The sequence below is a fragment of the Caldisericum sp. genome, assembly GCF_049967455.1.
Lineage (GTDB): Bacteria > Caldisericota > Caldisericia > Caldisericales > Caldisericaceae > Caldisericum > Caldisericum exile_A.
The window spans coordinates 1-22,565 of sequence record NZ_JBMFSR010000011.1 but is presented as its reverse complement, the minus strand read 5'-3'; the positions used below and the strand labels follow the sequence as shown (position 1 = coordinate 22,565).

The window sequence follows — 22,565 nt, the reverse complement described above, 5'->3', positions numbered from 1 at the left end:
TGATACAGTATGCCACAATTTGAATACAAAGTAATTACAGCATCAGGTGGTGCATTAATTGGGCGCTTAGAGGGAAATAGTGTTCAAGATGTTGCAGAAACTTTGAGAAGCAAAGGATATCGTATTATATACATAAAAGAACTAAGAAGTTTATCTTTAGGTGGAAAAAGAACTGAAGGAGGCTTTCTTTCACGCTTTCAAGGAGTAAGCGTAAGAGATCTTTCCATTTTTACAAACCAGTTCGGTACTATGCTTAATGCAGGACTTTCAATCTCAAGAGCGCTTGCAGTCTTAGAAAAACAGACATCAAACCCAAAATTGGTACAAATTATAAAAGATTTAAGTGAAGAAGTTAAAAAAGGAAACCAACTTTCAATGGCGTTGAAAAAATTTCCACAAGTTTTCTCTCCGCTCTATATAAGCATGGTACAAGCAGGTGAAACCTCAGGTAATTTAGGACAAGCGCTTATTACAATGAGTACTTTCTTACAAAGGGACTACGAAACAAGAAACAAAATAAGGGGTGCAATGACCTATCCTGTCGCTGTACTGGGCTTTGCAATTCTTATAGTAGTAGGACTATTTATTTTTGTAATACCCACATTTGAAGGATTTCTTACGGAATTAGGTGCACCACTTCCTGCAATTACAAAGATGATTTTTGCTTTTGCTAATTTCCTTATCCATTATATTTGGGTAATTGTCGCTATCATAGTCATCGCAATAATTGCATTTAGAAGATGGGTAAAAACCCCTGAGGGGAGAAGGACAGTCGATGCGTTAAAACTTAAATTGCCTTTAATTTCTGAATTAACTTTAAAGTCTTCAATGGCAAGATTTTCAGATACGCTTGCAACACTTTTCTCTGCTGGTATTCCTATTATTGACTGTTTGCAAACAGTAAGAGGCGTTATAGATAATGTGATCATTGCAGAAAAAATTGATGGAATCATTGATGCAATAAAAAAGGGAGAAGCATTATCTTCTGCACTTGAAAAAAGTGGAATGTTTACTCCAATGGTTTATGATATGACTGCAATTGGTGAAGAAAGTGGAAGCCTTGACAAAATGTTGAGAAAAGTTGCAGAATTCTATAACGAAGAAGTTAATTATCTTATTAATAATATCTCTGCACTTATTAACCCGATAATGATGGTTGGCGTTGGAGGCTTAATCGGAGGAACTCTCATAGGACTTTACTTACCAGTCTTCCAGATGGCATCGTACATTAAATAGGCTATTAAATAGTTTTCACTACAAAATTAACAAACGAATTCTTTTTAGACAAGCTTGTTTAATTTTTTATCCTTTTTAAAAAAATTTTAATATTGCGTATTTTGTAAATTGAGCTTCAAAAGTTGCTAAGGAACTTGCAATAGAAAACTTCTATGCCGAAGTTCATCCCAAAGATAAACTTGAAATTGTCAAAAAAGCGGAAAATCTTGGTAAGATTGTTGTATTTGTAGGAGACGGAGTAAATGATGCGCCTGCATTAAAACAAGCCAATGTTGGAATAGCAATGGGTACCGGAAGATATTGCGATTGAGTCAGGAGATATAATACTTGTAAAAGGAAATATAGAAAACGTTGTCAAAGCAATAATACTATCAAAACAAATCTTTGCAAAGATAAAGCAGAATCTATTTTGGGCGTTATTTTATAACATCATAGCTATACCTATTGCTAGTTTAGGGTTGTTACACCCCGTTATTGCAGAAATTGCAATGGCCTTGAGTTCTATAAACGTAATAACAAACTCTTTAAGATTAAATAGTCTTAAATTTTAGGAGGGTGTTATGAAGCACTTAGATCCAGTTTGCGGAATGATTGTAAAAGAGGAAAAAGCCTTCGGAACCTTTGAATACAAAGGGAAAACTTACTATTTCTGCAGTGCTCATTGTTTAGAGAAATTTAAACAAGATCCAGAGAAGTATCTAAAAGAAGGCCCAGAAAAAGATGCCATGCAAAAAATGGATAAGTAAATTTATAAAAATAGGCTCTTCGCCTTTTTTAGAATTAAATGTTACGAAGAGCCTAACAAGTGCTAACTTTCTTTCTTGTAAGGAACACCGTCTGCTGCAGGTGCAACTGCCTTTCCAACAACACCAATTAAGGCACCTATTGTAAGAATGTATGGTAGCGCAAGGTAGAACCCAACCGGTATTTTTGCTGCAATTCCCTTTGCAACTGCCTGTAGTAAAAATTGTAAAACCTGTGCAGAAGCAAAAAGAAAAGTTGCCCACATTGCACCAATTGGAGTCCATTTACCAAAAATCATTGCTGCAAGTCCAATGAATCCTTTACCTGCTGCCATTCCTGTCTCAACAAATGATGACATTGTCCCAAGCGATAGGGCAACACCACCAAGTGCTGCAATTATACTCCCCAGAATAACTGCAAACCACTTTATTCTCATAACATTAACACCCAGCGTTTCTGCTGCAAGGGGATATTCACCTACAGAACGAATCCTCAAACCCAAAACTGTATGGTAAAGAAGGAAATGCAATACAAAAACAAGGATAAGAGAAAGCCAAATAAATATGTGAAGATGGGCAAATGCACCAAGGATTGGAATATTTTCAAGAAACTTGAGGTTTATAAGGTATTTAGGGTCGCCAAAATATGGAACAGTTGGTGAATAACCAGTAGTCTTGAAAATCCATTCAAGGAAATATCTGATACCGCCTGCCGCAACAACGTTTATTGCAACACCAGACACAATTTGATCACCTGCCCATTTTACCGTAATGTATGCATGGAAAGCACCAAGTAATGCACCAATTCCAATTCCCCAAAGTAATCCAACCCAGGGACTCCTTGAGACAAACGCACCCCAAACACCAAAGAATGCTGCAAATCGCATGATTCCTTCTAAAGCAATATTTACTACACCTGCATTTTCTGAAACAACTCCACCCAATGCTGCAAACAAAATTGGCGCAGCAAAATCAAGCATCTGTGCTAAAGATTGATTAATTAAAAAAATCCAATTCATGCTACACCTTCCTTTTTCCTTATAAGAAGCTTTGTTAATAGGAATCTTATGAGTTCTTCAAGTGCGATAAATGCAACAATTAAACCTTCAATGATTGCCGGGAATGTTTTAGGGATTCGAGCAAGTTGCACAGCTGTCGCACCAGTTCTGAGAGCACCTATGAGTATAGAAGAAAACAAAATACCAACAGGTTCATTTCCACCAATAAGAGCAACTGCAATTCCATCAAAGCCGTAACCCCCCTCAAAAACAGGAGGGTATTGACCCAAAAAGCCTAAAACAACAAAAGAACCACCTAATGCGGCAATTGCTCCCCCCATAAACATGATTTGCATAATCCTTCTTTCCGTGTTAATACCGCCAATCTTTGGTGCTTCCATATTCGTTATGGCCGTGTATCCCATAGCCCTTATTTCGTATCCAAACACTGTTCTATAGAGTAAAAACCATGAAAGATATATTACAAAAAGCATAATAAGGATGCTAATATTGAGCCTTGTGCCAGATAAAATTATGGGAAGTCTTGCGGAAGGAGAAACATATGGTGTCCCTGAAACACCTGTTGCAACTTCAGCGGCCATAGGACCTGTAACAAGCCAACCCTCAATAAGATGAAAAGCAATCCAGTTTAGCATAATAGTTATAATGGTTTCGTTTATACCCTTCTTTGCCTTAAGATAACCTGCAATAAGCCCCCAGATACCACCTGCAATCATTACCATAACAAGAATTATTGGAATGTGAATTATAGATGGTAAATTATAAAGGGGTTTCCAGTAGCCAAAAAATGCCGCTGTAATTGCTCCAACTATAAACTGTCCCTCTGCACCAATTGAGAAAAGCCCTGCTCGAGCTGGAAGTGCAAAGGCAAGTCCTGTTGAAACAAAAAGTGCAGTGTAAAGTAACATTTCAGCAAAGTGGTTCTTAAAATATGGACCGGGAATAAGACCAGATGCACCGAACATCAATTTATATGCAAGAATTGGATCACGCCCAGTGGATGCAATAAAAATAGCACCAACAATGAGAGCAATAATAATGGAAGTAATTGGAACAAGTATACTCATCCACCAGTTTTCTTCACGTCTGTGAATAAAAACTCTTTGGAAAACCTCTTTCATTGGAGCACCTTCCTTTTAAGTCCAAGCATCATTTCACCAAGTTCTTCTTCAGTAGTCTCTTCTGGGGTTGTTTCACCGACAATTTCGCCTTTGAAGAGAACAAGAATCCTATCAGCAAGACCCATAACCTCTGATAATTCCAAAGATATCAAAAGTATGCCAATTCCCCTTTTCTTTTCCTCGATGAGCCATCTATAAACGAACTCCATTGCACCAACATCAAGTCCACGTGTTGGTTGAGATGCAAGTAAAAACTTATGCTTCATTGAAAGTTCTCTTGCCAAAATAATTTTTTGCTGGTTTCCTCCAGAAAAGTTTTGAGCCTTCATATAAGGTTCAGGAGGACGCACATCAAACTCTTGAAGTTTTCTTGTGGTATATTCATCAATTGCTGTATCGTTTAAGATACCTTTATTTGAGAAAGGATATAGAGTGTGACTACCTAAAATTATGTTTTCTCTTGCACGGTACTGCAAGATTAGACCTCTCCTTTTTCTATCTTCTGTTATGTATGCTAAACCTTTTTTCCTTACTTCATACGGAGTTACAAGCTTCATCTCTTCTCCATTAATGCTTATGGAACCCTTAAGGGGTTTATAAAATCCAAGAATTGTATTTACAAGTTCTGCTTGTCCATTTCCCTCGACACCTGCGATTGCTACAATTTCACCTTCATTAACTTTGAAACTCACATCTTTCAAACCTATTACTCCTCTTGGATTTTTAACTGTAAGCTCTTTAACCTCAAACACAACATTTCCTGGCTTTGCAGGGACTCTTTCTATTTCAAGAACAACCTCACGTCCAACCATCATCCTTGCAAGTTCCTTTTCGTTTGTATTCTCTTTCTTTACAACACCCTGGACTCTCCCCCTTCGCATTACTGCAATTCTATCTGCAATTTCCATTACCTCATTTAATTTATGCGATATAAAAATGATAGTTTTTCCCGATTCCTTTAACTTTCTTAATGTCTTGAAAAGTTCTTCTGTCTCTTCTGGCGTTAAAACTGCTGTAGGCTCGTCAAAAATGAGGATTTCTGCACCACGTCTTAAAATTTTCAGAATTTCAACTCTCTGTTGAATTCCAACGGGAAGGTTTTCTACTTTCTCAGTTGGATCAACAACAAGCGCAAAACGTTCAGAAAGTTCCTTAACCTCTTTTACTGCTCCATTGTAATCAAACACAAAACCATATTTTCTCGGTTCATCCCCTAAAACAACGTTTTCTGTTACTGTAAATTTCGGGATAAGCATAAATTCCTGATGAACCATACCTATCCTTAGACTTATTGCATCTCTTGAGTCTTTAATATTTGCCTTTTTACCAAATACATAGATACTTCCTGAATCTGGAAGGTATAATCCGTAGACAATCTTCATTAAAGTTGATTTACCAGCGCCATTTTCACCAACAATTGCAAAAATCTCACCTTTTTCAATTGATAGGCTCACATTATCATTTGCAAGTACATTTGGAAAACGCTTAACAATATTCTCTACCCTTAGTGCCTCCACATTTAGCCTCCATATATAAAAAATGAGGGCAGGCGAATGACAAACCTGCCCATAATACTTACTTTAAGATACTAAAATCCTGTTGGAGGAGTCCAACTTTTCACAGCGTTAGGATCTTCTGGAACGGTAAACTTACCGTCAATTATCATCTTCCTTAGATTCTCAACCTTTGCAATTTGATCAGCAGAAAGAACGTCCTTAACATGGTCCGGTGCATAACCAACACCGCCGTCCTTAAGGGAAAGAACTACCACTCCACCCTTGAATGTGCCATCGACAATTGACTTAATTGCTTCGTATGTTGCATAATCAACATGTTTTAGTGCAGATGTAAGAGTTCTATCTGGGCAAAGGTTTGGATCAAGCCCCATATCAACATCTACACCAATTCCCCAATAAGGAGCACCTTTTTCACAAATTGCCTGGAACATTCCGTTTCCGGTTGCACCTGCTGCATGGAAGAGAACATCAGCGCCAAGTGCCATCTGCGATTGTGCTGCACTCTTTCCAAGGGCTGCATCTGTAAATGAGTTTGTATATTGCCCTATAACCTCTGCATTTGGATTGGTAGTTTTTACACCTGCTCTAAACCCTGCTTCATACCTTAAAACAGGAGGAATTGACATTCCACCAATGTAACCAACCTTATTTGCTTTTGTTGCATAACCTGCAATTGCTCCAACAAGGAATCCACACTCTTGTTCCTTAAAAAGATATCCAACGACATTTGGAAGATTTACTGGATTTCCATTCGCATCAACTGGGGTTGAGTCAATAAGCATAAACTTTGTATTAGGATACTTCTGCGCTGATTCACCAATTGCACCTGCAAGCATAAATCCAACGCCAATAACAAGATCAACATGCTTTTGTTCAACAAGTGTCTGAATGTTAGGGATGTAATCTTCCTTTGCCTTTGATTCAAGTACGATTGGTTCAACATCAAGAGGAACAATGTTTTTGTCCTTAAGATCATCTGGAATACTTGCCTTGTACTCTTCGTCAGTCAATGCTTCATAACCACCACCTTCAACATACTTCACCTTTGCTGCCCATGTTTCAAGTCCACGGAGAGCAGAATCGTTGAAGGACCTGTCGCCACGTCCACCAACATCTGTTACAAGACCAATCTTAAATTTCCTTCCTGAGAGATCAAGCTTCTTCGATGCCGGTTTGCACCCTGCAAAAAGGGATACAACAAGCACCATCGCCAACATTACTACCAATAACTTTTTCATACCTCAACCTCCTTCCCTTTTTGGGAATTAATTTGCGTTTATATTATATAAAAAATCGGAAAATTTCAAATTAAGTAAGATCTCACGAAACATCATTTTCAAGTATAAGTTCAAGCAATTTCAAAAGTACATTTTTTACACTTTCCTTATTTGTTGCATCGCATCCAACAACAGGAATTGAGTCAGGAATATTCATTATTGATTTTAACTCGTCTTCACTTATATGCTCTTTTTCGTTAAAGTGATTTAGGGCAACAACAATAGGAGCATCCGTTTTGACTCTAAAAAAGTTAAGCATATCTTTAGCCTCTTCAATCATACTTCTATCACCAGAATCAACGAGAAGAATTACACCAAGTGCATCTTTCGAAAGAATACTCCACATGTAGTTAAATCTGAATTGACCAGGGGTCCCGAAGATGTGAAGAACATAATCATCATCAACAGTAATGCGCCCAAAATCCATTGCAACAGTTGTTGAGTCCTTAACTTGTGCTTCTTCATCACGAGTTGTTGGCGCTTCCGTTACAATTGGAGAAATCTCGGTTATTGTTTTTATAAATGTTGTTTTTCCTGCAGCAAATGGACCTGTTACAACTATTTTATAGTGCCTCATCAAAGCCCCCTTATTCGATCAATAAGCCTCAAAATAAAGTTTTTTGGAGGCGCTTTCTTTTTAACTTCTTGCGTTTCTGGGTTCTTTTGCCCAACTTCCTTTATAATCTTCAGTGCTGAAAGCCCATAGGCAATCTTTGCAACATCAAAAACAGTCATATTTAGTTTTAAGGCTGCCTCTCTTACAGTTAGTCCTTTTTGAAGAAGCATCAAAACCTTCCAATCAGTTTGAGATAGATGAATTTCTTCAGGTATTTCGTCTGTTGCCATCTTGAAGACAGAGTCAACCGAAGCGACTCTTGATTTAACTTTATTCCACTCGTCAAGTTTTGATGTCGCAAGAAGCACAAGGTCAGGAATAGATTTTGTAATGGAGCGTTTCACATGCAAAGTATCATTTGGTACAAACTTAAAAGAGCCTTCCTTAATGTTAAGAAGTTCAACAATTGCAACCTCACCTCGGGACTCTTCAGTTTCAGCATCCTTAACTTCTCCATTTTCAAAGTATATAATACCCTTTTTCTTTCCAAAAGGAGTAGACCCCTCAAGGTGGAGCTCTCCTGTCTTTCCACCAAGAGAAATCATTTGAAGCAAATCATCAAGCGAAAAATCCCTTAAAGATCCCTCAAGCATGGTTAGAAGAATATTCTTGCAAGTTCGTAATATTTCGTATCAGCAGTATGGATCTTGTCGTAAGCATCTTCATAGGCTGTTGTTATAATTTCACCGTTCTTTACTCCAAGCACAACATTTGAAGTTCCAAGCCCAACAAGATTCACAGCTTCAACTCCAAGCCTTGTTGCAAGAATCCTATCAGTATTTGTAGGGATTCCACCTCTCTGTAAATACCCTAAGACCATAACTCTCGATTTAAGATGCGTAAGCTCTTCAAGCTTTGATGCAAGCCTGTATCCAACCATTCTCTTTGCGTTAACTTTATGACCAAATTCGTCAAATTCAAATTTACTCTTATCTTCATCTGGTAATACCACACCCTCTGCTACAACTACGATTGAGAAATTCTTTCCTTCTTTTTTCCTCTTGTCAACATGTGCTGCAATCTCCTCAATAGTAAATGGCACTTCAGGAATTACAATATAATCTGCACCACCTGCAAGACCGCCGAATAGTGCAAGCCATCCAGTCTCTCTTCCCATAGTTTCAACAACCATAAGTCTATGGTGAGCAGATGCTGTTGCATGAAGATTGTCAAGAGATTGGGCAATCATAGAAACTGCCGTATCAAATCCAACAGAATAGTCAGTTCCATAAACATCGTTATCAATAGTTTTTGGAATTACAATTGATGGAATACCATCATCTGCAAGCCTCTTTGCAATGGTAACAGTATCCCTATCGCCAATAAATACAAGCAAGGTTAAAGAATTCTTTTTGAAGTTCTCTCTTATTGCCTCAACATACTTTGGATCCCTATAAGGATTAAATCGTGAAATGCCAAGAATGCTTCCTCCCAGGGCAAGTATTCCTGAAACAGAAGATTTAGTAATAATTTTTACATCGTTTTCAATAAGGCCATGAAATCCGTCTATGAAGCCTAAAACTTCATATTCCTTCTCGAAACTTGCTCTTGCAATTGCGCGAATTGCGGTATTAATGCCTGGTGCATCGCCACCATCACATACGATACCAATTCTTTTCATCTTTTACCTCCTATTCCTAAAATTCAGTTGCACTTGTAAAATTGAAGTCCTTTATTCTCATATAAGGAGCAGTTGTAACTGCACCATCTTCATATATTATCTTTGAAACGTTCGAAATTTCCAAGCAATTTTTAAACGCATTAAGAACACTTTCTGTAAATCGCATATGTTTTACTGGTTTTGTAATCTTACCATTTTCAATGAGGAAAAGTCCATCTCGAGTCATACCAGTTATGAGAAGAGTTACAGGCTCCATAGGATTTGTATACCAAAATCTCTGCACATATAAACCACGCTCCACATTAGCAATCATCTCATCTAAAGAAGAAGTGCCACTCCCAACAAAGAAATTCATTGGATATGCGTGAAGTGAGTTAGGTTGAGGAAGTGAGTGCCCTGTAGGTTCTTTCCCTTCCTTATAGGCGTAAAATGAATCATAAATAACATCAGTTATTACTCCCTCTTTTACAAAATAGACCTTCTTTTTTGGAACACCTTCGAAATCAAAACCCATTTTCAATGTTTCATCTGATTTGCCGTCATCAAAAAGAGTTATTAAATCCGGAAACATCTTCTCTCCAAAATGACCCTTCATAAAGCTTGTCCCTTCCTCAACATTCTTTGCGCTCAGAGAAAGGTATTTCATAGATGACAAAAATTCATGAACCGCATATGGAGAAAGTATTACCTCATATTTTCCGGGCTCTATTGCAATAGGATTTTGCGCCATTCTTGCAACTTCAAGACTTTCTTCAAGAACATTATCTATAGCTATTTCTCTAAAATCTTTTTTGCTAACCTCAGAAAATCCTGAAGAAGTGTCTGTCATCACAATATTTTTCAAAGTTGAAGCGGTTCTTTCCATATACCTTTCAACACCCAACGAATTCTTAACGGCAAGTTGGAATCTTTCAGTTTCAAATTTACCAGAAGAAGTAAAACCATACTTTTTGGATGCATCAACAAGTTTTTTAACAATGCTTGCACGGGTTTCGGCATCTGGAATCTCGGAAACAAAAATAAATTCATTATCACCAGGGTAATTTTTAGGTAAACTTACAAAATCAGGATTTTCCTTTTGAAGTTTCGCAATATTTATTGCATTTAGAATTGCGCCGTTTATCGCTTCATCGCTTAAGTTTGATGTAGAAGATGCACCAATCTTTTTTCCAAGTACAACCCTTACATTAAGTTCATAACTTTCTTCTCCAACATTTCTATGGATATAGTTATTCGCAAAACCAGTTAGATATGTTTCTCCACCCATTAAAACTGCTTCCACTTCATCAGCTTGTGTATTTTTAACAACATAATTCAAAATTTCTAAGATTCTCTCCTTATTCATGTCTTACCCCCACTTTAACATTTCTAAACCTTGCATAACTTGAGCCATGGCTTACTTCCATAACTTGCATTGGCTCCCCTTTGCCACAATTCGGCAAACCTAAAACGTGGTAATAACTCTCGTTTCCAACACCATCAAGGTTTCTCCAGAATTCATATGTTATGCCTGAATAGCTTGGGTTCTTCACCATATCCTGAATCTTTCCATTCTTTATTTCATAACCAATTTCAGTACCAAACTGGAAGTTCAATCTCTTTTGGTCAATACTCCAAGATTTATTTACATCAATAAGAAGACCATTATCAACACCTCCAATAAGCTCTTCCAAAGTGAAATTACCTGGCTCAAGATTAATGCTTGTCATCCTTATTATTGGCTGTCTATTCCATCCATCTGCTCTCATTGCACCCATCGGTTCAAGACCTAACCTAAATGCAGTTTCACGAGAATTCAAGTATCCTACAAATAGCCCTTCTTTTACAAGATAGATTTTCTTTGCTTTAACCCCTTCATCGTCGTAGGCAAACCCTCCTAAGGCATAATCCAAAGTTGCATCAGCAACAATATTAACGTATTTTGAACCAAATTGGAAATTTCCCAGTTTTTCAGGTGTTAGAAATGATGTACCTGCAAATGAGGCTTCTTCTCCAAGAACTCTATCGAGTTCCGTTGGATGCCCCACAGATTCGTGCAGTTGCAGTGCCATTTGGTAAGGCCCAATAACAAGATCCATAACTCCACTTGGGGCAGGTTTTGCTTTAAGAAGAGCAAGTGCTTCTTTTGCAATACGTTCTGCATTTTCCTCCAACTTCATTTCCTCAATAAACTCGTATCCCTTCCGAGCATAATCACCACCAAAAGATGCTGGATAACTCCTTGTTTGTATTTCTCTTCCATCGGTTGCAATTGCCTGCAATCCACCACCACTTACAATACGCTCCTGCTCAATAAATGCACCTTCTAAAGATGCAAAAGTCTTTAATTCTTTCGAAAAATGCATCAAAGATGACCTTACAACAATTCCAGGCATTTCCATTAATTTATCAAGCGAAAGCATAAAATCTATTTTCTTGTTAAGTGGAATTGAAAATGGATCAATTTTTATAGGCTCATGAACCTTATCCTGATAAATTTCAATTGGGGCAAGACGTGCATCTTCAATTTTAGTCATCGCTGATGCCTTTGCAATTTCGACAGCAACTGTTGCAACACGTTCCCCTTCCTCGGGTGTTACATTATAAGAAGAAAAAAATCCCCACGCACCATTCACAATAACCCGCACACCAAATCCTTTTGTGAGCCGCTTCTTAACTCCCTCAACTTTACCATTTGAGACAGTTATATCTTCTTCTTCCCTTTCAATGAGCCTCACATCTGCATAGGTTGCACCTAACTTCTTTGCTTGGAAAAGGGCTCTTTCAATTACCTCTTGCATCTTTAACCTCCTTTAGGTATAAAAGCACCATACAATATTATTACATTAAAAGCTCTTTTTTCAAATACTACTTGCCAATGCAAAATCTTTCAAATATTGCATTTAAAACATTCTCGCCTATATTTTCTCCACTTACATCACTTAATGTTTCGATTGCTTCCCTTAACTCCTCTGAAACAAGATCAAGTGTTCCTGTCTCAAGATTCTTAATTGCATTATTCACATGTGTTAGCGCCTTAGAAAGTAAATCATGCTCAACCTTATTTGAAACAAGTATTGAATCAACATCAATATTCAATAGTTTATTCTTTATTTCACCTTCAACTTCATCAATTCCCTCCCTTAATAGTGCAGATATCTCTATGATAGGCTCATTTGGGAAAAGTTTCGAAAGCTCCTCCTTTGTGAGAGCCTTTGGAAGATCACTTTTATTGAGGACAATTATACGCATTTTTCCTTCTGTAAACCTTACAAGTTCAAGGTCATCTTCTTGAAGTGGAGTTGATGCGTCAAACACAAAGAGAATTAAATCGCTTGTTTCTATGGCATGTTTACTTCTTTCAACGCCCATTTTTTCTATGATATCCTCTGATTCCCTTATCCCTGCGGTATCAATAATTTTAACAGGAAAGCCATAGAAGTTTATCATCTCTTCAATTGTATCTCTTGTTGTTCCAGGGATTTCAGAAACAATTGCACGCTCAAATTTAAGAAGCGCATTAAGAAGTGTCGATTTCCCAACATTGGGCTTCCCAACAATCGCAATGCGGACACCGTCAATAACAACTCTTGAATCTTTATATGTAGAAAGAAGTTTTTCAATACTGTCCCTTATTTCATGAAGCGATTGCCTTAAAGTTTCTTCTGGTATTTCTTCAACATCCATAGGAAAATCAATGGTTGCTTCTATATGAGAATTAACCTCAAGGATCTTGTTTCTTATGCTCATAACAGCCTTACTTAATTTACCAAAAAGTCTTGAAGAAGCAAGAAGCACGCCTTTTTCGGTTTTTGCCTCAATAAGTTCAATAACTGCATTTGCTTCAAATATATCCATTTTGCCGTTTTCAACTGCTCTTCGGGTAAATTCCCCCTTTTCAGCAAGACGCGCACCAAGGGAAATAAGGTAGTTTAAAACCATCTCAAGATTCTTTATCCCACCATGCATTGAAATTTCAACAACATCTTCACCAGTGTACGAATGAGGTTTTTTGTAATAAATCACAATCCCCGTATCAATTGGTGTTCCTTCAATAGAAATAGCCCCGTAGTATGCATAACGGGGCATCTCAATCCTTTTATTAAAAATCTTCTCTGCTAATTCAAGCGCCTTATCGCCTGAAAGCCTAATAACACCAATTCCTCCAAAACCACGAGGAGTAGAAATTGCAACAATTGTATCGCTCACTTTTTAATGTCTACAATAACGCGTCTTCTTGGCTCTTTCCCAACACTGTGAGTCCAAATATCAGGATAATTTTTAAGAGTAAGGTGTATTATACGCCTTGCCTGTGCTGACATAGGACGCAATTCCACAGGTTCTCGAAGTCTTTTTGCCTTCAACGCCGCTTCAATTGCAATAGTCTTTAACCTTTCGTATTGCTTACCCTTATAGCCATCGATATCGAGAATGACTGTTGGAAAGTTTTTATCAACCTTATGAGCATAAACATTTACTATAAATTGGATTGCCCTCAAAACCGTGCCATCATAGCCAATGTAATGACCTTTATCTGATAGATTCCTCACATTCACATAATAGCCACCAAATTTTTTTCCTGCTTCAATTTGGGGAGATTCTCCCAGTTTCTCAAAAATATTTTTAACAAATTCAACAACAAAATCACTCATACTACTTCTCCTTTTTTTCTTTCTTAATAACCTCTTTTGGTTCCTCTAAAGCCATCTTTTTAAAGTTTTCAAGAGACCTTATGATGAGATACTGTTCAAATGTTGCAACAAGCGAGAAGGTTATCCAGTAAAGCAATACTGACGGAGGCCAACTTACAGCCCACACTGCAAATATAATGGGCAAGAAGTACATAAACATCTTCGTATTTGGATCCATTTCAGTGCCAGGTAATTGAGAAGTTTTTGATTGTAAGAACATTGAAAGAAATACAAGTGCAGGAAGAATATAGTATTTATCGGGCACATTCAAGTTAGAAAGCCAAAGGAATCTTGCGTTATTGAAGGGCGCATAGTTCATAAGCGCTCCATACAGGATAATGAGGAGTGGCCACTGTATAAGAACTGGCAAACACCCTCCATACATATTTACGCCTTTTTCTTTGTATAGTTTTACTATCTCCTGTTGCTGCTTTTGGGGATTATCTTTGTATTTTTCCTGAATCTTTTTTAGCTCTGGCTGTATTTCCTGGAGCTTTGCCGTAGATTTGAACTGATATCGCGTCAAAGGATGAGTAATGAGTTTTATAAGAATTGTAAGGACAATAATTGCAAGCCCATAATTCTTTGTTACCTTATTAATTGCCTCAATTATAAAGCGCATTGCCTTGTATAATCCACCTACAGGAACAACGTTTATCACTGCTTCCTTATCGATCGTTGTGATTTTTCCATTTGCATCTTTATAAGTTACCGCAAATTTTATGGGGTAAGGTTTAGGCTCAATTTCCGTATAACTTGTGATGTAGAAAGTAAATGTAGCATCTTTTCCTGCATCAATTACACTTGTCTTAGAAACATCCTTTATAGAAAGTTCTCTTGTAGATTTCCATAGTTCAAAAGGCTTAAGATCCTCATTTCCATTAATTGAAACAAGTTTAACTGTAACATCAAGAATTGGATCAGGTGTGTTATTTACGACTCTCAAGCCCACAGGAATATTTTCCAGAGGTCTTCCCGTTGCTACTACCTGGACAATTACTCCAGGCTCAGTTGTTTTAGGAAAAGGGCTTGTTGCACAACCTGTTAAAAATACTGAAAGCAAAAGCACAAAACCAAATACAAACAAAATCTTCTTCATCATATCCTCCTCAAGGAACAGGGTCATTCCCTCCAGGGAAGAAGGGATTACACCTTAAAACTCTCTTTATCGCTAAAAATCCGCCTTTTTTTGCACCATACTTTTCTATTGCCTCTATTGCGTATTCAGAACAAGTAGGGGTAAATCTACAGGTTGGTGGTTTAAGAGGCGATATGTATTTCCTATAAAACTTCAAAACCGAAAGTAGGAGATTCTTCATTTAATGCGCCTCCTTTGAAGCATCTATACCTTTCTTAAAACGAAAAATGATGCCCTCAAGGTCGTTGAGGACATCGGGCATTTTAAGTCCCTTAATTGTATTCTTTGCAATAAGCACAAAACTGTAATCCTCTGGTAAAATTGGTTCTAATTTCAAAAAGGCCTCTCTCATCAATCTTTTTGCACGATTTCTTTCATGCGATTTACCAATCTTTTTAGAGGCAACAAATCCAACTTTCTTTTTAACCGCATCTGAGGCAACAACCACAATGAATCTTCCATGAAATTTTTTACCGCTCTTATAGACGTTCTCAAACTCTTTTTCGTTAAGCCTTTCCCACAGCTTCACTATACCGTTATAAGTCTCTTCCTTCCGTGTGCTCTCCTTCTTGAAAGCACATTTCTTCCACTTCTTGTCTTCATTCTCGCCCTAAAGCCCTGGCTCCTTTTAATATGCTTATTGTGTGGGTTAAATGTGGTACGCATATCTCAACCTCCTAATTTAAATTTTTCTCTAAAAAATTAAGCCTAACTAATTAAATATAGCAAAAGTTTAAATAAAGTCAATAAGAAAATTTTAACCCAAGGAAGTAAGTTAAATAGCAATAACCTTAAAAATTGCTTTGATAAATCCAGAAAAACACGTTTATTTTTGCATATTTTGGATTTTTTGGAAAATTTGATATAATTGCTTCGATATGAAAAAGATAGTTAAGGTTATAACTAAAAACGAAAGCAAAGAATGGATAAGGTGTAATGGTTGTAAAAGACTTTTGTACTATGAAGAACTTATTGAAAACAAAAAGGTATGCCCTTATTGTGGTTATCACTTTAGACTTACAGCAAAAGAACGTATAGAATATCTTTTAGATAATGGAAGTTTTAAGGAACTATTCAGAAATATCAAATCAGATGATCCGCTTAATTTTGTAGATAAAGAACCATACAGAGCAAAGATTGATGAAATAGAAAAAAATGGCGGATATAGCTCTTCCATTATAACAGGGGAGGGTACGATAAACGGAATAAACGTTGCACTTGGCGTGCTTGCATTTGAATATATTGGAGGAAGCTTAGGAGCTGCAATGGGTGAAAAACTAACACGCCTTGTTTATTACGCAATAGAAAATAATCTTCCCCTCATTGTAGTTTCTGCTTCAGGTGGTGCAAGGATGCAAGAAGGAATTATCTCTTTGATGCAAATGGCAAAGTTGAGTGCTGCAATAAATGATTATAAGAAAAATGGTAAACTTTACATCTCTATACTTACAAATCCAACCTACGGCGGAACGACCGCAAGCTTTGCAATGCTTGGAGATATTATTATTGCAGAGTCAAAAGCGATGATTGGGTTTGCAGGACCAAGAGTAATTGAACAAACAACCAAAAAGAAACTCAAAGAAGATTTCCAAACAGCCGAGTTTCTCTTATCACATGGTTTTGTTGATATGGTTGTTGAAAGACAAAACCTTAAACAAGAAATTACAAAATTGTTGGAGTTTCTGCCATGAACACAAAATTTCTTTCATTTGAGAAGGATCTTGAAAAGATATATCTTGCAATGGAGAGAAACCCAAAAGATTTATCTCTTAAAGAGAGTTTTAATAAAACATTAAAAGAAATATATTCTAAATTAGAGCCATTTGATATTGTAGAGATTGCAAGACATCCTGAAAGACCTCACTCAGAAGACTATATTCAATCACTTTTCACCGATTTTGTAGAAATTCACGGTGATAGGTGCTTCGGTGACGATCCTTCCATTATCACTGGTATCGGAAAATTTAACGGAAAAGTAGTAGGTGTTTTAGGTCATAGAAAAGGACAGAATCTCAAAGAACAGTTAAGCGTAAATTTTGGTATGGCAAATCCAGAAGGATATAGAAAGGCGCTAAGGGTTGCAAAACTTATAAGCGAAAAATTCAAGGCACCAATCATCTCTTTTCTTGATACACCTGGGGCAAATCCAACAGAAGGAGCAGAAGAGAGAGGCATTGCTTCAGCGATTGCAACAAATCTAATGGAATTCTTTAATATAAGGACACCTATCATTGTTGTTGTTATAGGAGAAGGAGGAAGCGGAGGAGCCTTAGGCATAGGAATAGGAGATAGAATACTTATGCTTAAATACTCCATATACTCGGTTATTTCTCCTGAAGGGTGTGCCTCAATACTCTTTGGTAATGCAAGCAAATCAAAAGAAGCAGCAAAATCTTTAAAATTGACGGCGCAGGACTTAAAAGCACTCAATGTTATAGATGAAATTATTGAAGAGCCATACGGAGGAGCGCACCGCTTCAAAGAAGAGACCATTAAAAATGTAGGAGATGCCCTTGAAAAAAATCTTATAGAATTGGTCAAAATACCCACTGAAACACTCCTTCATATGAGAAAGGAGAAATTTTTAAAAATGGGGGTTTATCGTGAAGAATAAAGAAATTACACCAAAGGAAATTAAAGAAATTATTCAGATTGCAAAAGAAAATAAAATTAAGGAGTTTAATCTTGAATTAGAGGGACTGAAAATTTATTTCAAATTTGAGGAAGATTCTTTAAACTCTATGAATCCGCCTTCTAATACAGAAAAAACAAACAAAAAAGAGGAAGAGCCCACAACATCAAGCAATCCCAATACCTTTATAGTTAAATCGCCTCTTGTTGGTGTATTTTACAGGAAACCAAACCCCAATGCAAAGCCATATGTAGAAGTAGGCGATGTAGTAGAGAAAGGTCAAACGCTATGCATTATAGAAACGATGAAAATAATGAACGAAATACAAGCAGAAAAGAAGGGAAAAGTTTTAAGAATTTTCCCTGAAGATTCCTCTATGGTAGAAGTCGAAACTCCACTTTTTGAGTTAGAGGAGATCTATGAAGATTAGAAAAGTCCTTATTGCAAACAGAGGGGAAATTGCCTTAAGAATCATACGGGCCCTCCGTGAATTGGACATCGAACCAGTACTTGTATATGCTTACGAGGATAGAGATGCACTTCCAACTCAACTTGCCAAAACAAAAATTTGCATAGGAAAAGGAGGGGTAAAAGATTCTTATCTTAACATTCCAAATATAATGAGTGCCGCAACTCTCCTTAAGGTAGATGCCATACATCCTGGATACGGTTTTTTATCAGAAAATCCTATGTTTGCAAGAATTGTGGAAGATCACGGAATAAAATTTATCGGACCCACACCTGAAGCAATGCAACAACTTAAAAACAAGGCAAATGTAAGGAAAATAGCAAGTTCAATTGGAATACCAATACTTCCTGGGACAACAGAACCAATTGAAAACCTTGATATCGCAAAGAAGGTTGCAAAAGAAATTGGATACCCAATTATGCTTAAAGCAGCAACAGGCGGTGGAGGAAAAGGAATAAGAGTTGTAAACAATGAAGAAGAACTTGTAAGATTATTCCCAATTGCAAAAAGTGAAGCCAAAGCCTCCTTTGGAAAGGATGCCATATACATCGAAAAATATCTTGAAAACCCAAGACATATTGAAGTTCAAATTGCAGGCGATGAATATGGGAATGTTTACGCTATTGGCACAAGAGAGTGTTCCATTCAAAGAAACCATCAAAAGGTAATAGAAGAAGCACCAGCACAATTAAAAGAATCAGAAACTTTAAAGATTATGGAAGATGCAATAAAATTTGCAAAAGCGATAAAATACACAAACCTTGGAACAGTTGAATTTCTCTATTTAAATGGGCAACACTACCTTATGGAGATGAACGCAAGAATACAGGTAGAACACCCTGTAACCGAAGAGACAACAGGACTTGACCTTGTAAAAATGCAAATACAAATTGCGCAAGGAGAAAAGATCCTTTTGAAAGACATAAAAACCACAACACATGCAATTGAATTTAGAATAAATGCCGAAGATCCTTTTGATAATTTCAAACCCTCCTTTGGAAAGATCAGTAATCTTCACTTACCTTTGGGAAGAAATGTTAGAATAGACAGCCACATATTTGAGGGATACACTGTGCCACCTTTCTTTGATTCACTTCTTGCAAAATTCATTATAAAGGGAAATACAAGAGAAGAGGCACTAAAAACAGCAAAAAGAGTATTCGAGGAAGTAAGGATAGAGGGAATTAAAACAAATATACCGCTCCATAGAAAACTCCTTGAAACTGAAGAATTTACAAAAAATAAAGTCCACACTAAATTTTTAGAAGAATTTCTTAAAGAGATCAAGTTAGTTTAACTACTTTAGATTTCTACATAAGAGATATTTTCTCTATACTTTCTTAGCATATAAGGAATACCTTTTTCTTTGCGTAGATTTTTTATTACATTAAAAAGTAAAGATGAAAATGCAATAGGGTGTGTTCTCTTATTATCCTTTATTGGGATAGAGATAAGATTCCCTTTTTGAATTGCATAAATTAACTTTTCTAAAACATCAGGGGTTAAAGACGGACGATTTGCGAATATTAAAACTGCACCTATTGAATAAGGAGAAACAGCCCTAATACCACATTTAACTGAAGAAAAAACAGGGTTTTCCAAAGCATCAGAGATATTAACTTTATAAAAAGACTTAGGGAAGACCCTTTGAAGTTCATCTAAATCCTTCTCATTAGAAACAACGATGACAATATCCAATATGTATTTTTGTTTAAGAGATTCAATAACTGAGATAATATCTTTAATTTTCTTCGAAGAAAAATCTTTTGCGGCAAGTATAATAAAGGAAATACAAGGCCGTTTGGGTAGAAATTCAAACTCAAAAAACGGGACTCCTTTGAGTTTAAAGACCTTCTTTCTACCGAATAACTCTATAACAAACTCATCATTTATCTTTATTTTCATCAAGGTATTTTTTCAAAAGTTCCTTATCTTGCAAAATCTCATAAGCCTCTTTAAGGGCTTCAAAGGTTTCATAATCAATCAAAACTGAGACAATTTTGCTCTTTCTTATAACGGCATAAACTTCTCCTTTTTCAACATCATCAAGTACTTTTAAAAGGTTTTCCTTCAATTTTGATGCAGAAATTGAAATAATCAAAAACACCTCCTAATAAACTGCATTATACAGAGCATTCTTCACGCGCTCAATAATTTCTTTTCTATTATCATATATATCGTTTGTTATCTTTATCTTTGGAAAGTGCCAATTTGCATAGAATTCTTTGTATCTTTTATCAAGACTTTCAAGGTATTCTCGAGGAATTTTTTCAAAATCACGACCTCTTTTTGCGATGTTTCTCAAAAGCTCATCAACAGTTTTTTCAAGGTATATAAGAAGATTTGGTGTTGGTAAATGAGTCACCATAAGATTGTAAAGTTTATCGTAAACGGTCCATTCCTCTTTTGTCATTAAGCCCTCTTCATATAGCGATTTTGCAAAAACCTCTCTATCTTCGTATATGGACCTATCCAAAACTGCTGGGATTTTTGATAATAACATGTGATGGACGATTTGCTCATAACGAAGCGCAAGGAAGTTAATTTGAGTTGCAAAGGCCCATCTCTTCATATCTTGGTAGTAATCTTTTAAAAAGAGATTCGAATGGAAATCTTCAAAATAAACCGAGAACCCAAGATCCTCTGAAATAATCTGCGCTAATGAAGTTTTACCTGCACCAATGTTTCCTGAAATTACAATATACATAGTTTCACCCCTTTAAAATGTTATTTGCAATTATTAGTTTTTGAATTTCATTTGTGCCTTCAACAATCTCATACATTTTTGCCTCTCTATAGAGTCTCTCCACAGTATAACCTTTCACATAGCCGTAGCCACCAAAGATCTGTGTTGCAAGACGTGTCACATCCACTGCAGATTTTGTTGCATAGTATTTTGCAATTGAAGAATAAAGCCCTAAGTCGGGTGAGTTTGAATCCTTCTTCCTTGCGGCAGTTAAAACAATCTCACGCGAAGTTTCTAAAAGAGTTTTCATCTCGGCCAAATATGATTGTATAATTTGATAGTTTGAAATTGGTTGTCCTCCTTGTGTTCGCTCTTTTGCATATTTTATCGATTCGTGAAGTGCTCTTTCCATAAGCCCCACTGCCCCTGCAGAAGTTAGAATTCGCCCAAGCTCAAGTGTCTTCATTGCAACAATAAAACCGAGATTTGCTCTTCCTATTAGGTTTTCCTTTGGAACTTTTACATCTTTTAAGACAAGTGCTGCATTTGGTAAGTATGGAAGCGCCATTTTTTCTTCCTTATGCCCCACAGCAAGCCCTTCTGAATCTCCTTCAACTACAAATGCAGAGATTCCTCTTGCCCCACTTTCTGGATTTGTCTTTGCAAAAATCACATAGAGATTTGCAAGTCCTGCATTTGTTACAAATGCCTTTGTGCCATTCAAAATATAATAATCGCCATTAAGAAATGCGGTAGTCTTTATTGAAGATGGGTCAGAGCCTGCATGAGGTTCTGTAAGAGAAAATGCTCCAATTAATCTTCCTTTGTTAAGTTGTGAAAGATATTTTTGCTTAAGGGTATCAGACCCGAAAAGAAAAATTGACAAACTTGCAAGTTGATGTGCCCCAATAATCATTGAAATCGTGCTTGTATAAGAGGATAGAATAATTGATGATTTTACAGCTTCCTCAAAGGTTAGCCCAACGCCTCCATACTCTCTTGGAAAACTTACACCAAAAAAACCAAGCTCTCCCAGTTTTGAAAGTGTTTCAGGAATATAAAGTCCATTTTCCTCTATATCCTTCTCTTTTGGTCTTATAAGTTCCTCACAAACTTCCCTTGTAAGTTCTTCAATCTTTTCCATAACCACTCCCATTTTTCCAAATTATACAATAATTAGAAAAATATAGAAAACCCAATTTAAGAAGAAATTGAAGCGCTCAATACCCCAAAAATACACCAAAAAATTGTCAATCCGAGGAACGAAGTGACGAGGATTCTCCTCCTTTTGGGAAGTTCGAAGGGGGAATTTTACCCCTTCGAGTAAGTGAGCAATCTCCTCTTTTCAATTTCAATAGTTTTTAATATAATCACTTTAAAATGGAAGAAAAGAAATTCTATGTGTATATCCTATCAAACAAATATAACAATGTTCTATATGTTGGTATTACTAATGATTTAAAACGTAGGACATATGAACATAAGAATAAATTCATTGATGGTTTTACAAAGAAGTATAATGTTAATAAACTTGTATACTATGAGATTTATAATGATCCAATTAATGCAATAACAAGAGAAAAACAACTAAAAGATTTTAGAAGAGAAAAGAAAGTTAGACTTATAACTGAGTTTAATCCAAATTGGGAGGATCTATATCAAAAAATTCTTTAAATATTCAATAAAGGATATTTCTCATTAACCAATTTAGAAATTCAAATAATTCTGTTTTTCCTAAATTTCTAACAGAGGAGATTCCTCGTGGCTACGCCACTTCGGAATGACAACCATTTTGAGGGGGCAACAAATCGCCCCCTCAA

Annotated in this window: 27 protein-coding genes; 8 read left to right on the top strand and 19 right to left on the bottom strand. The window is 36.5% G+C overall.

The annotated features are described in order from the left end of the window. Positions 1-9: 9 nt before the first annotated feature. From ACP5SP_RS04210 to ACP5SP_RS04200, 3 genes are all read left to right on the top strand, one after another. Positions 10-1,236: a type II secretion system F family protein gene (locus ACP5SP_RS04210; protein ID WP_424606977.1), complete on the top strand. Its 1,227-nt coding sequence runs from the start codon at positions 10-12 to the stop codon at positions 1,234-1,236. Between the two features lie 139 nt (positions 1,237-1,375). Beyond that, on the top strand, positions 1,376-1,546 hold the full coding sequence (locus ACP5SP_RS04205) for an HAD-IC family P-type ATPase (RefSeq protein WP_424586847.1): 171 nt from the start codon (positions 1,376-1,378) through the stop codon (positions 1,544-1,546). Between the two features lie 250 nt (positions 1,547-1,796). After that, the gene (locus ACP5SP_RS04200; protein WP_416085519.1) at positions 1,797-1,982 is read left to right on the top strand and encodes a YHS domain-containing protein; all 186 of its coding nucleotides are present in this window, start codon (positions 1,797-1,799) and stop codon (positions 1,980-1,982) included. Positions 1,983-2,044: 62 nt separating this feature from the next. Here the strand turns inward: ACP5SP_RS04200 and ACP5SP_RS04195 are convergent, their stop codons facing one another. The 15 genes from ACP5SP_RS04195 to rpmH all read right to left on the bottom strand — a co-directional run bounded on the left by ACP5SP_RS04195 (position 2,045) and on the right by rpmH (position 15,624). Beyond that, positions 2,045-2,998 (bottom strand): ABC transporter permease, encoded by a 954-nt coding sequence (locus tag ACP5SP_RS04195; RefSeq protein ID WP_424586841.1) that lies wholly within the window; start codon positions 2,996-2,998, stop codon positions 2,045-2,047. Then, positions 2,995-4,119 carry an ABC transporter permease gene (locus ACP5SP_RS04190; RefSeq protein ID WP_428076071.1) on the bottom strand — a complete coding sequence of 375 codons (1,125 nt, stop codon included), beginning with the start codon at positions 4,117-4,119 and terminating at the stop codon, positions 2,995-2,997. The genes ACP5SP_RS04195 and ACP5SP_RS04190 overlap by 4 nt, the downstream gene beginning before the upstream one ends. After that, positions 4,116-5,636: an ABC transporter ATP-binding protein gene (locus ACP5SP_RS04185; protein ID WP_416085522.1), complete on the bottom strand. Its 1,521-nt coding sequence runs from the start codon at positions 5,634-5,636 to the stop codon at positions 4,116-4,118. Before ACP5SP_RS04185 ends, ACP5SP_RS04190 begins: the two co-directional genes overlap by 4 nt. 71 nt (positions 5,637-5,707) lie before the next feature. Further along, complete coding sequence (locus tag ACP5SP_RS04180; RefSeq protein WP_428076070.1) at positions 5,708-6,874, bottom strand: BMP family lipoprotein; 1,167 nt, start codon at positions 6,872-6,874, stop codon at positions 5,708-5,710. 82 nt (positions 6,875-6,956) lie between these two features. Beyond that, the gene (locus tag ACP5SP_RS04175; RefSeq protein ID WP_416085525.1) at positions 6,957-7,490 is read right to left on the bottom strand and encodes a GTP-binding protein; all 534 of its coding nucleotides are present in this window, start codon (positions 7,488-7,490) and stop codon (positions 6,957-6,959) included. Further along, a complete protein-coding gene (locus tag ACP5SP_RS04170; protein WP_424586837.1) occupies positions 7,490-8,122 on the bottom strand; it encodes a DUF4388 domain-containing protein in 633 nt (210 codons plus the stop codon). The genes ACP5SP_RS04175 and ACP5SP_RS04170 overlap by 1 nt, the downstream gene beginning before the upstream one ends. Positions 8,123-8,124: 2 nt before the next feature. Then, a complete protein-coding gene (locus ACP5SP_RS04165) occupies positions 8,125-9,150 on the bottom strand; it encodes a 6-phosphofructokinase (RefSeq protein ID WP_424586836.1) in 1,026 nt (341 codons plus the stop codon). Between the two features lie 16 nt (positions 9,151-9,166). Next, positions 9,167-10,495: a TldD/PmbA family protein gene (locus ACP5SP_RS04160; protein ID WP_428066986.1), complete on the bottom strand. Its 1,329-nt coding sequence runs from the start codon at positions 10,493-10,495 to the stop codon at positions 9,167-9,169. Further along, the gene (locus tag ACP5SP_RS04155) at positions 10,488-11,930 is read right to left on the bottom strand and encodes a TldD/PmbA family protein (protein WP_416085529.1); all 1,443 of its coding nucleotides are present in this window, start codon (positions 11,928-11,930) and stop codon (positions 10,488-10,490) included. Before ACP5SP_RS04155 ends, ACP5SP_RS04160 begins: the two co-directional genes overlap by 8 nt. A gap of 67 nt (positions 11,931-11,997) precedes the next feature. After that, positions 11,998-13,338: a tRNA uridine-5-carboxymethylaminomethyl(34) synthesis GTPase MnmE gene (gene mnmE, locus ACP5SP_RS04150; protein WP_424586996.1), complete on the bottom strand. Its 1,341-nt coding sequence runs from the start codon at positions 13,336-13,338 to the stop codon at positions 11,998-12,000. Then, positions 13,335-13,781: a protein jag gene (locus tag ACP5SP_RS04145; RefSeq protein WP_416085531.1), complete on the bottom strand. Its 447-nt coding sequence runs from the start codon at positions 13,779-13,781 to the stop codon at positions 13,335-13,337. The genes mnmE and ACP5SP_RS04145 overlap by 4 nt, the downstream gene beginning before the upstream one ends. A 1-nt stretch (position 13,782) precedes the next feature. Continuing rightward, positions 13,783-14,919: a membrane protein insertase YidC gene (gene yidC, locus ACP5SP_RS04140; RefSeq protein ID WP_424586998.1), complete on the bottom strand. Its 1,137-nt coding sequence runs from the start codon at positions 14,917-14,919 to the stop codon at positions 13,783-13,785. 10 nt (positions 14,920-14,929) lie between these two features. Continuing rightward, the gene (gene yidD, locus ACP5SP_RS04135) at positions 14,930-15,139 is read right to left on the bottom strand and encodes a membrane protein insertion efficiency factor YidD (RefSeq protein WP_416085533.1); all 210 of its coding nucleotides are present in this window, start codon (positions 15,137-15,139) and stop codon (positions 14,930-14,932) included. Further along, on the bottom strand, positions 15,140-15,487 hold the full coding sequence (rnpA, locus tag ACP5SP_RS04130) for a ribonuclease P protein component (protein ID WP_424597255.1): 348 nt from the start codon (positions 15,485-15,487) through the stop codon (positions 15,140-15,142). Further along, on the bottom strand, positions 15,487-15,624 hold the full coding sequence (gene rpmH, locus ACP5SP_RS04125; protein ID WP_416085535.1) for a 50S ribosomal protein L34: 138 nt from the start codon (positions 15,622-15,624) through the stop codon (positions 15,487-15,489). Before rpmH ends, rnpA begins: the two co-directional genes overlap by 1 nt. A gap of 212 nt (positions 15,625-15,836) precedes the next feature. Between rpmH and accD the strand changes: the two genes are divergently transcribed. From accD to ACP5SP_RS04105, 4 genes are read left to right on the top strand one after another with little or no spacing between them, the layout of a single operon-like run. Further along, positions 15,837-16,649, top strand: coding sequence for an acetyl-CoA carboxylase, carboxyltransferase subunit beta (gene accD / locus ACP5SP_RS04120; RefSeq protein WP_424597254.1), 813 nt, complete (start codon positions 15,837-15,839; stop codon positions 16,647-16,649). Continuing rightward, the gene (locus tag ACP5SP_RS04115) at positions 16,646-17,572 is read left to right on the top strand and encodes an acetyl-CoA carboxylase carboxyltransferase subunit alpha (RefSeq protein ID WP_416085537.1); all 927 of its coding nucleotides are present in this window, start codon (positions 16,646-16,648) and stop codon (positions 17,570-17,572) included. The genes accD and ACP5SP_RS04115 overlap by 4 nt, the downstream gene beginning before the upstream one ends. Then, the gene (locus ACP5SP_RS04110; RefSeq protein WP_424587002.1) at positions 17,562-18,020 is read left to right on the top strand and encodes an acetyl-CoA carboxylase biotin carboxyl carrier protein; all 459 of its coding nucleotides are present in this window, start codon (positions 17,562-17,564) and stop codon (positions 18,018-18,020) included. Before ACP5SP_RS04115 ends, ACP5SP_RS04110 begins: the two co-directional genes overlap by 11 nt. Next, the gene (locus tag ACP5SP_RS04105) at positions 18,010-19,356 is read left to right on the top strand and encodes an acetyl-CoA carboxylase biotin carboxylase subunit (protein ID WP_424606915.1); all 1,347 of its coding nucleotides are present in this window, start codon (positions 18,010-18,012) and stop codon (positions 19,354-19,356) included. Before ACP5SP_RS04110 ends, ACP5SP_RS04105 begins: the two co-directional genes overlap by 11 nt. Positions 19,357-19,361: 5 nt before the next feature. On the opposite strand, the gene ACP5SP_RS04100 is transcribed toward ACP5SP_RS04105, so the two are convergent. From ACP5SP_RS04100 to ACP5SP_RS04085, 4 genes are read right to left on the bottom strand one after another with little or no spacing between them, the layout of a single operon-like run. Continuing rightward, on the bottom strand, positions 19,362-19,964 hold the full coding sequence (locus ACP5SP_RS04100) for an NTP transferase domain-containing protein (RefSeq protein ID WP_424587004.1): 603 nt from the start codon (positions 19,962-19,964) through the stop codon (positions 19,362-19,364). Beyond that, positions 19,945-20,160 (bottom strand): type II toxin-antitoxin system prevent-host-death family antitoxin, encoded by a 216-nt coding sequence (locus ACP5SP_RS04095; protein ID WP_416085541.1) that lies wholly within the window; start codon positions 20,158-20,160, stop codon positions 19,945-19,947. Before ACP5SP_RS04095 ends, ACP5SP_RS04100 begins: the two co-directional genes overlap by 20 nt. A 9-nt stretch (positions 20,161-20,169) precedes the next feature. Then, a complete protein-coding gene (locus tag ACP5SP_RS04090) occupies positions 20,170-20,766 on the bottom strand; it encodes a deoxynucleoside kinase (protein ID WP_416085542.1) in 597 nt (198 codons plus the stop codon). A gap of 4 nt (positions 20,767-20,770) precedes the next feature. After that, positions 20,771-21,889 carry an acyl-CoA dehydrogenase family protein gene (locus ACP5SP_RS04085; protein ID WP_424587005.1) on the bottom strand — a complete coding sequence of 373 codons (1,119 nt, stop codon included), beginning with the start codon at positions 21,887-21,889 and terminating at the stop codon, positions 20,771-20,773. Between the two features lie 236 nt (positions 21,890-22,125). On the opposite strand from ACP5SP_RS04085, the gene ACP5SP_RS04080 reads away from it, so the two are divergent. Next, positions 22,126-22,419, top strand: a complete 294-nt coding sequence (locus tag ACP5SP_RS04080; protein WP_428076069.1) for a GIY-YIG nuclease family protein — start codon at positions 22,126-22,128, stop codon at positions 22,417-22,419. Positions 22,420-22,565 lie beyond the last annotated feature (146 nt).

Bases quoted from the DNA above. Each gene is read 5' to 3' on its own strand.
- ACP5SP_RS04210 (WP_424606977.1), top strand. From the start codon at position 10: ATGCCACAATTTGAATACAAAGTAATTACAGCATCAGGTGGTGCATTA.
- ACP5SP_RS04200 (WP_416085519.1), top strand. From the start codon at position 1,797: ATGAAGCACTTAGATCCAGTTTGCGGAATGATTGTAAAAGAGGAAAAA.
- ACP5SP_RS04195 (WP_424586841.1), bottom strand. From the start codon at position 2,998: ATGAATTGGATTTTTTTAATTAATCAATCTTTAGCACAGATGCTTGAT.
- ACP5SP_RS04190 (WP_428076071.1), bottom strand. From the start codon at position 4,119: ATGAAAGAGGTTTTCCAAAGAGTTTTTATTCACAGACGTGAAGAAAAC.
- ACP5SP_RS04180 (WP_428076070.1), bottom strand. From the start codon at position 6,874: ATGAAAAAGTTATTGGTAGTAATGTTGGCGATGGTGCTTGTTGTATCC.
- ACP5SP_RS04175 (WP_416085525.1), bottom strand. From the start codon at position 7,490: ATGAGGCACTATAAAATAGTTGTAACAGGTCCATTTGCTGCAGGAAAA.
- ACP5SP_RS04170 (WP_424586837.1), bottom strand. From the start codon at position 8,122: ATGCTTGAGGGATCTTTAAGGGATTTTTCGCTTGATGATTTGCTTCAA.
- ACP5SP_RS04165 (WP_424586836.1), bottom strand. From the start codon at position 9,150: ATGAAAAGAATTGGTATCGTATGTGATGGTGGCGATGCACCAGGCATT.
- ACP5SP_RS04160 (WP_428066986.1), bottom strand. From the start codon at position 10,495: ATGAATAAGGAGAGAATCTTAGAAATTTTGAATTATGTTGTTAAAAAT.
- ACP5SP_RS04155 (WP_416085529.1), bottom strand. From the start codon at position 11,930: ATGCAAGAGGTAATTGAAAGAGCCCTTTTCCAAGCAAAGAAGTTAGGT.
- ACP5SP_RS04145 (WP_416085531.1), bottom strand. From the start codon at position 13,781: ATGAGTGATTTTGTTGTTGAATTTGTTAAAAATATTTTTGAGAAACTG.
- yidC (WP_424586998.1), bottom strand. From the start codon at position 14,919: ATGAAGAAGATTTTGTTTGTATTTGGTTTTGTGCTTTTGCTTTCAGTA.
- yidD (WP_416085533.1), bottom strand. From the start codon at position 15,139: ATGAAGAATCTCCTACTTTCGGTTTTGAAGTTTTATAGGAAATACATA.
- rpmH (WP_416085535.1), bottom strand. From the start codon at position 15,624: ATGCGTACCACATTTAACCCACACAATAAGCATATTAAAAGGAGCCAG.
- accD (WP_424597254.1), top strand. From the start codon at position 15,837: ATGAAAAAGATAGTTAAGGTTATAACTAAAAACGAAAGCAAAGAATGG.
- ACP5SP_RS04115 (WP_416085537.1), top strand. From the start codon at position 16,646: ATGAACACAAAATTTCTTTCATTTGAGAAGGATCTTGAAAAGATATAT.
- ACP5SP_RS04105 (WP_424606915.1), top strand. From the start codon at position 18,010: ATGAAGATTAGAAAAGTCCTTATTGCAAACAGAGGGGAAATTGCCTTA.
- ACP5SP_RS04100 (WP_424587004.1), bottom strand. From the start codon at position 19,964: ATGAAAATAAAGATAAATGATGAGTTTGTTATAGAGTTATTCGGTAGA.
- ACP5SP_RS04090 (WP_416085542.1), bottom strand. From the start codon at position 20,766: ATGTATATTGTAATTTCAGGAAACATTGGTGCAGGTAAAACTTCATTA.
- ACP5SP_RS04085 (WP_424587005.1), bottom strand. From the start codon at position 21,889: ATGGAAAAGATTGAAGAACTTACAAGGGAAGTTTGTGAGGAACTTATA.
- ACP5SP_RS04080 (WP_428076069.1), top strand. From the start codon at position 22,126: ATGGAAGAAAAGAAATTCTATGTGTATATCCTATCAAACAAATATAAC.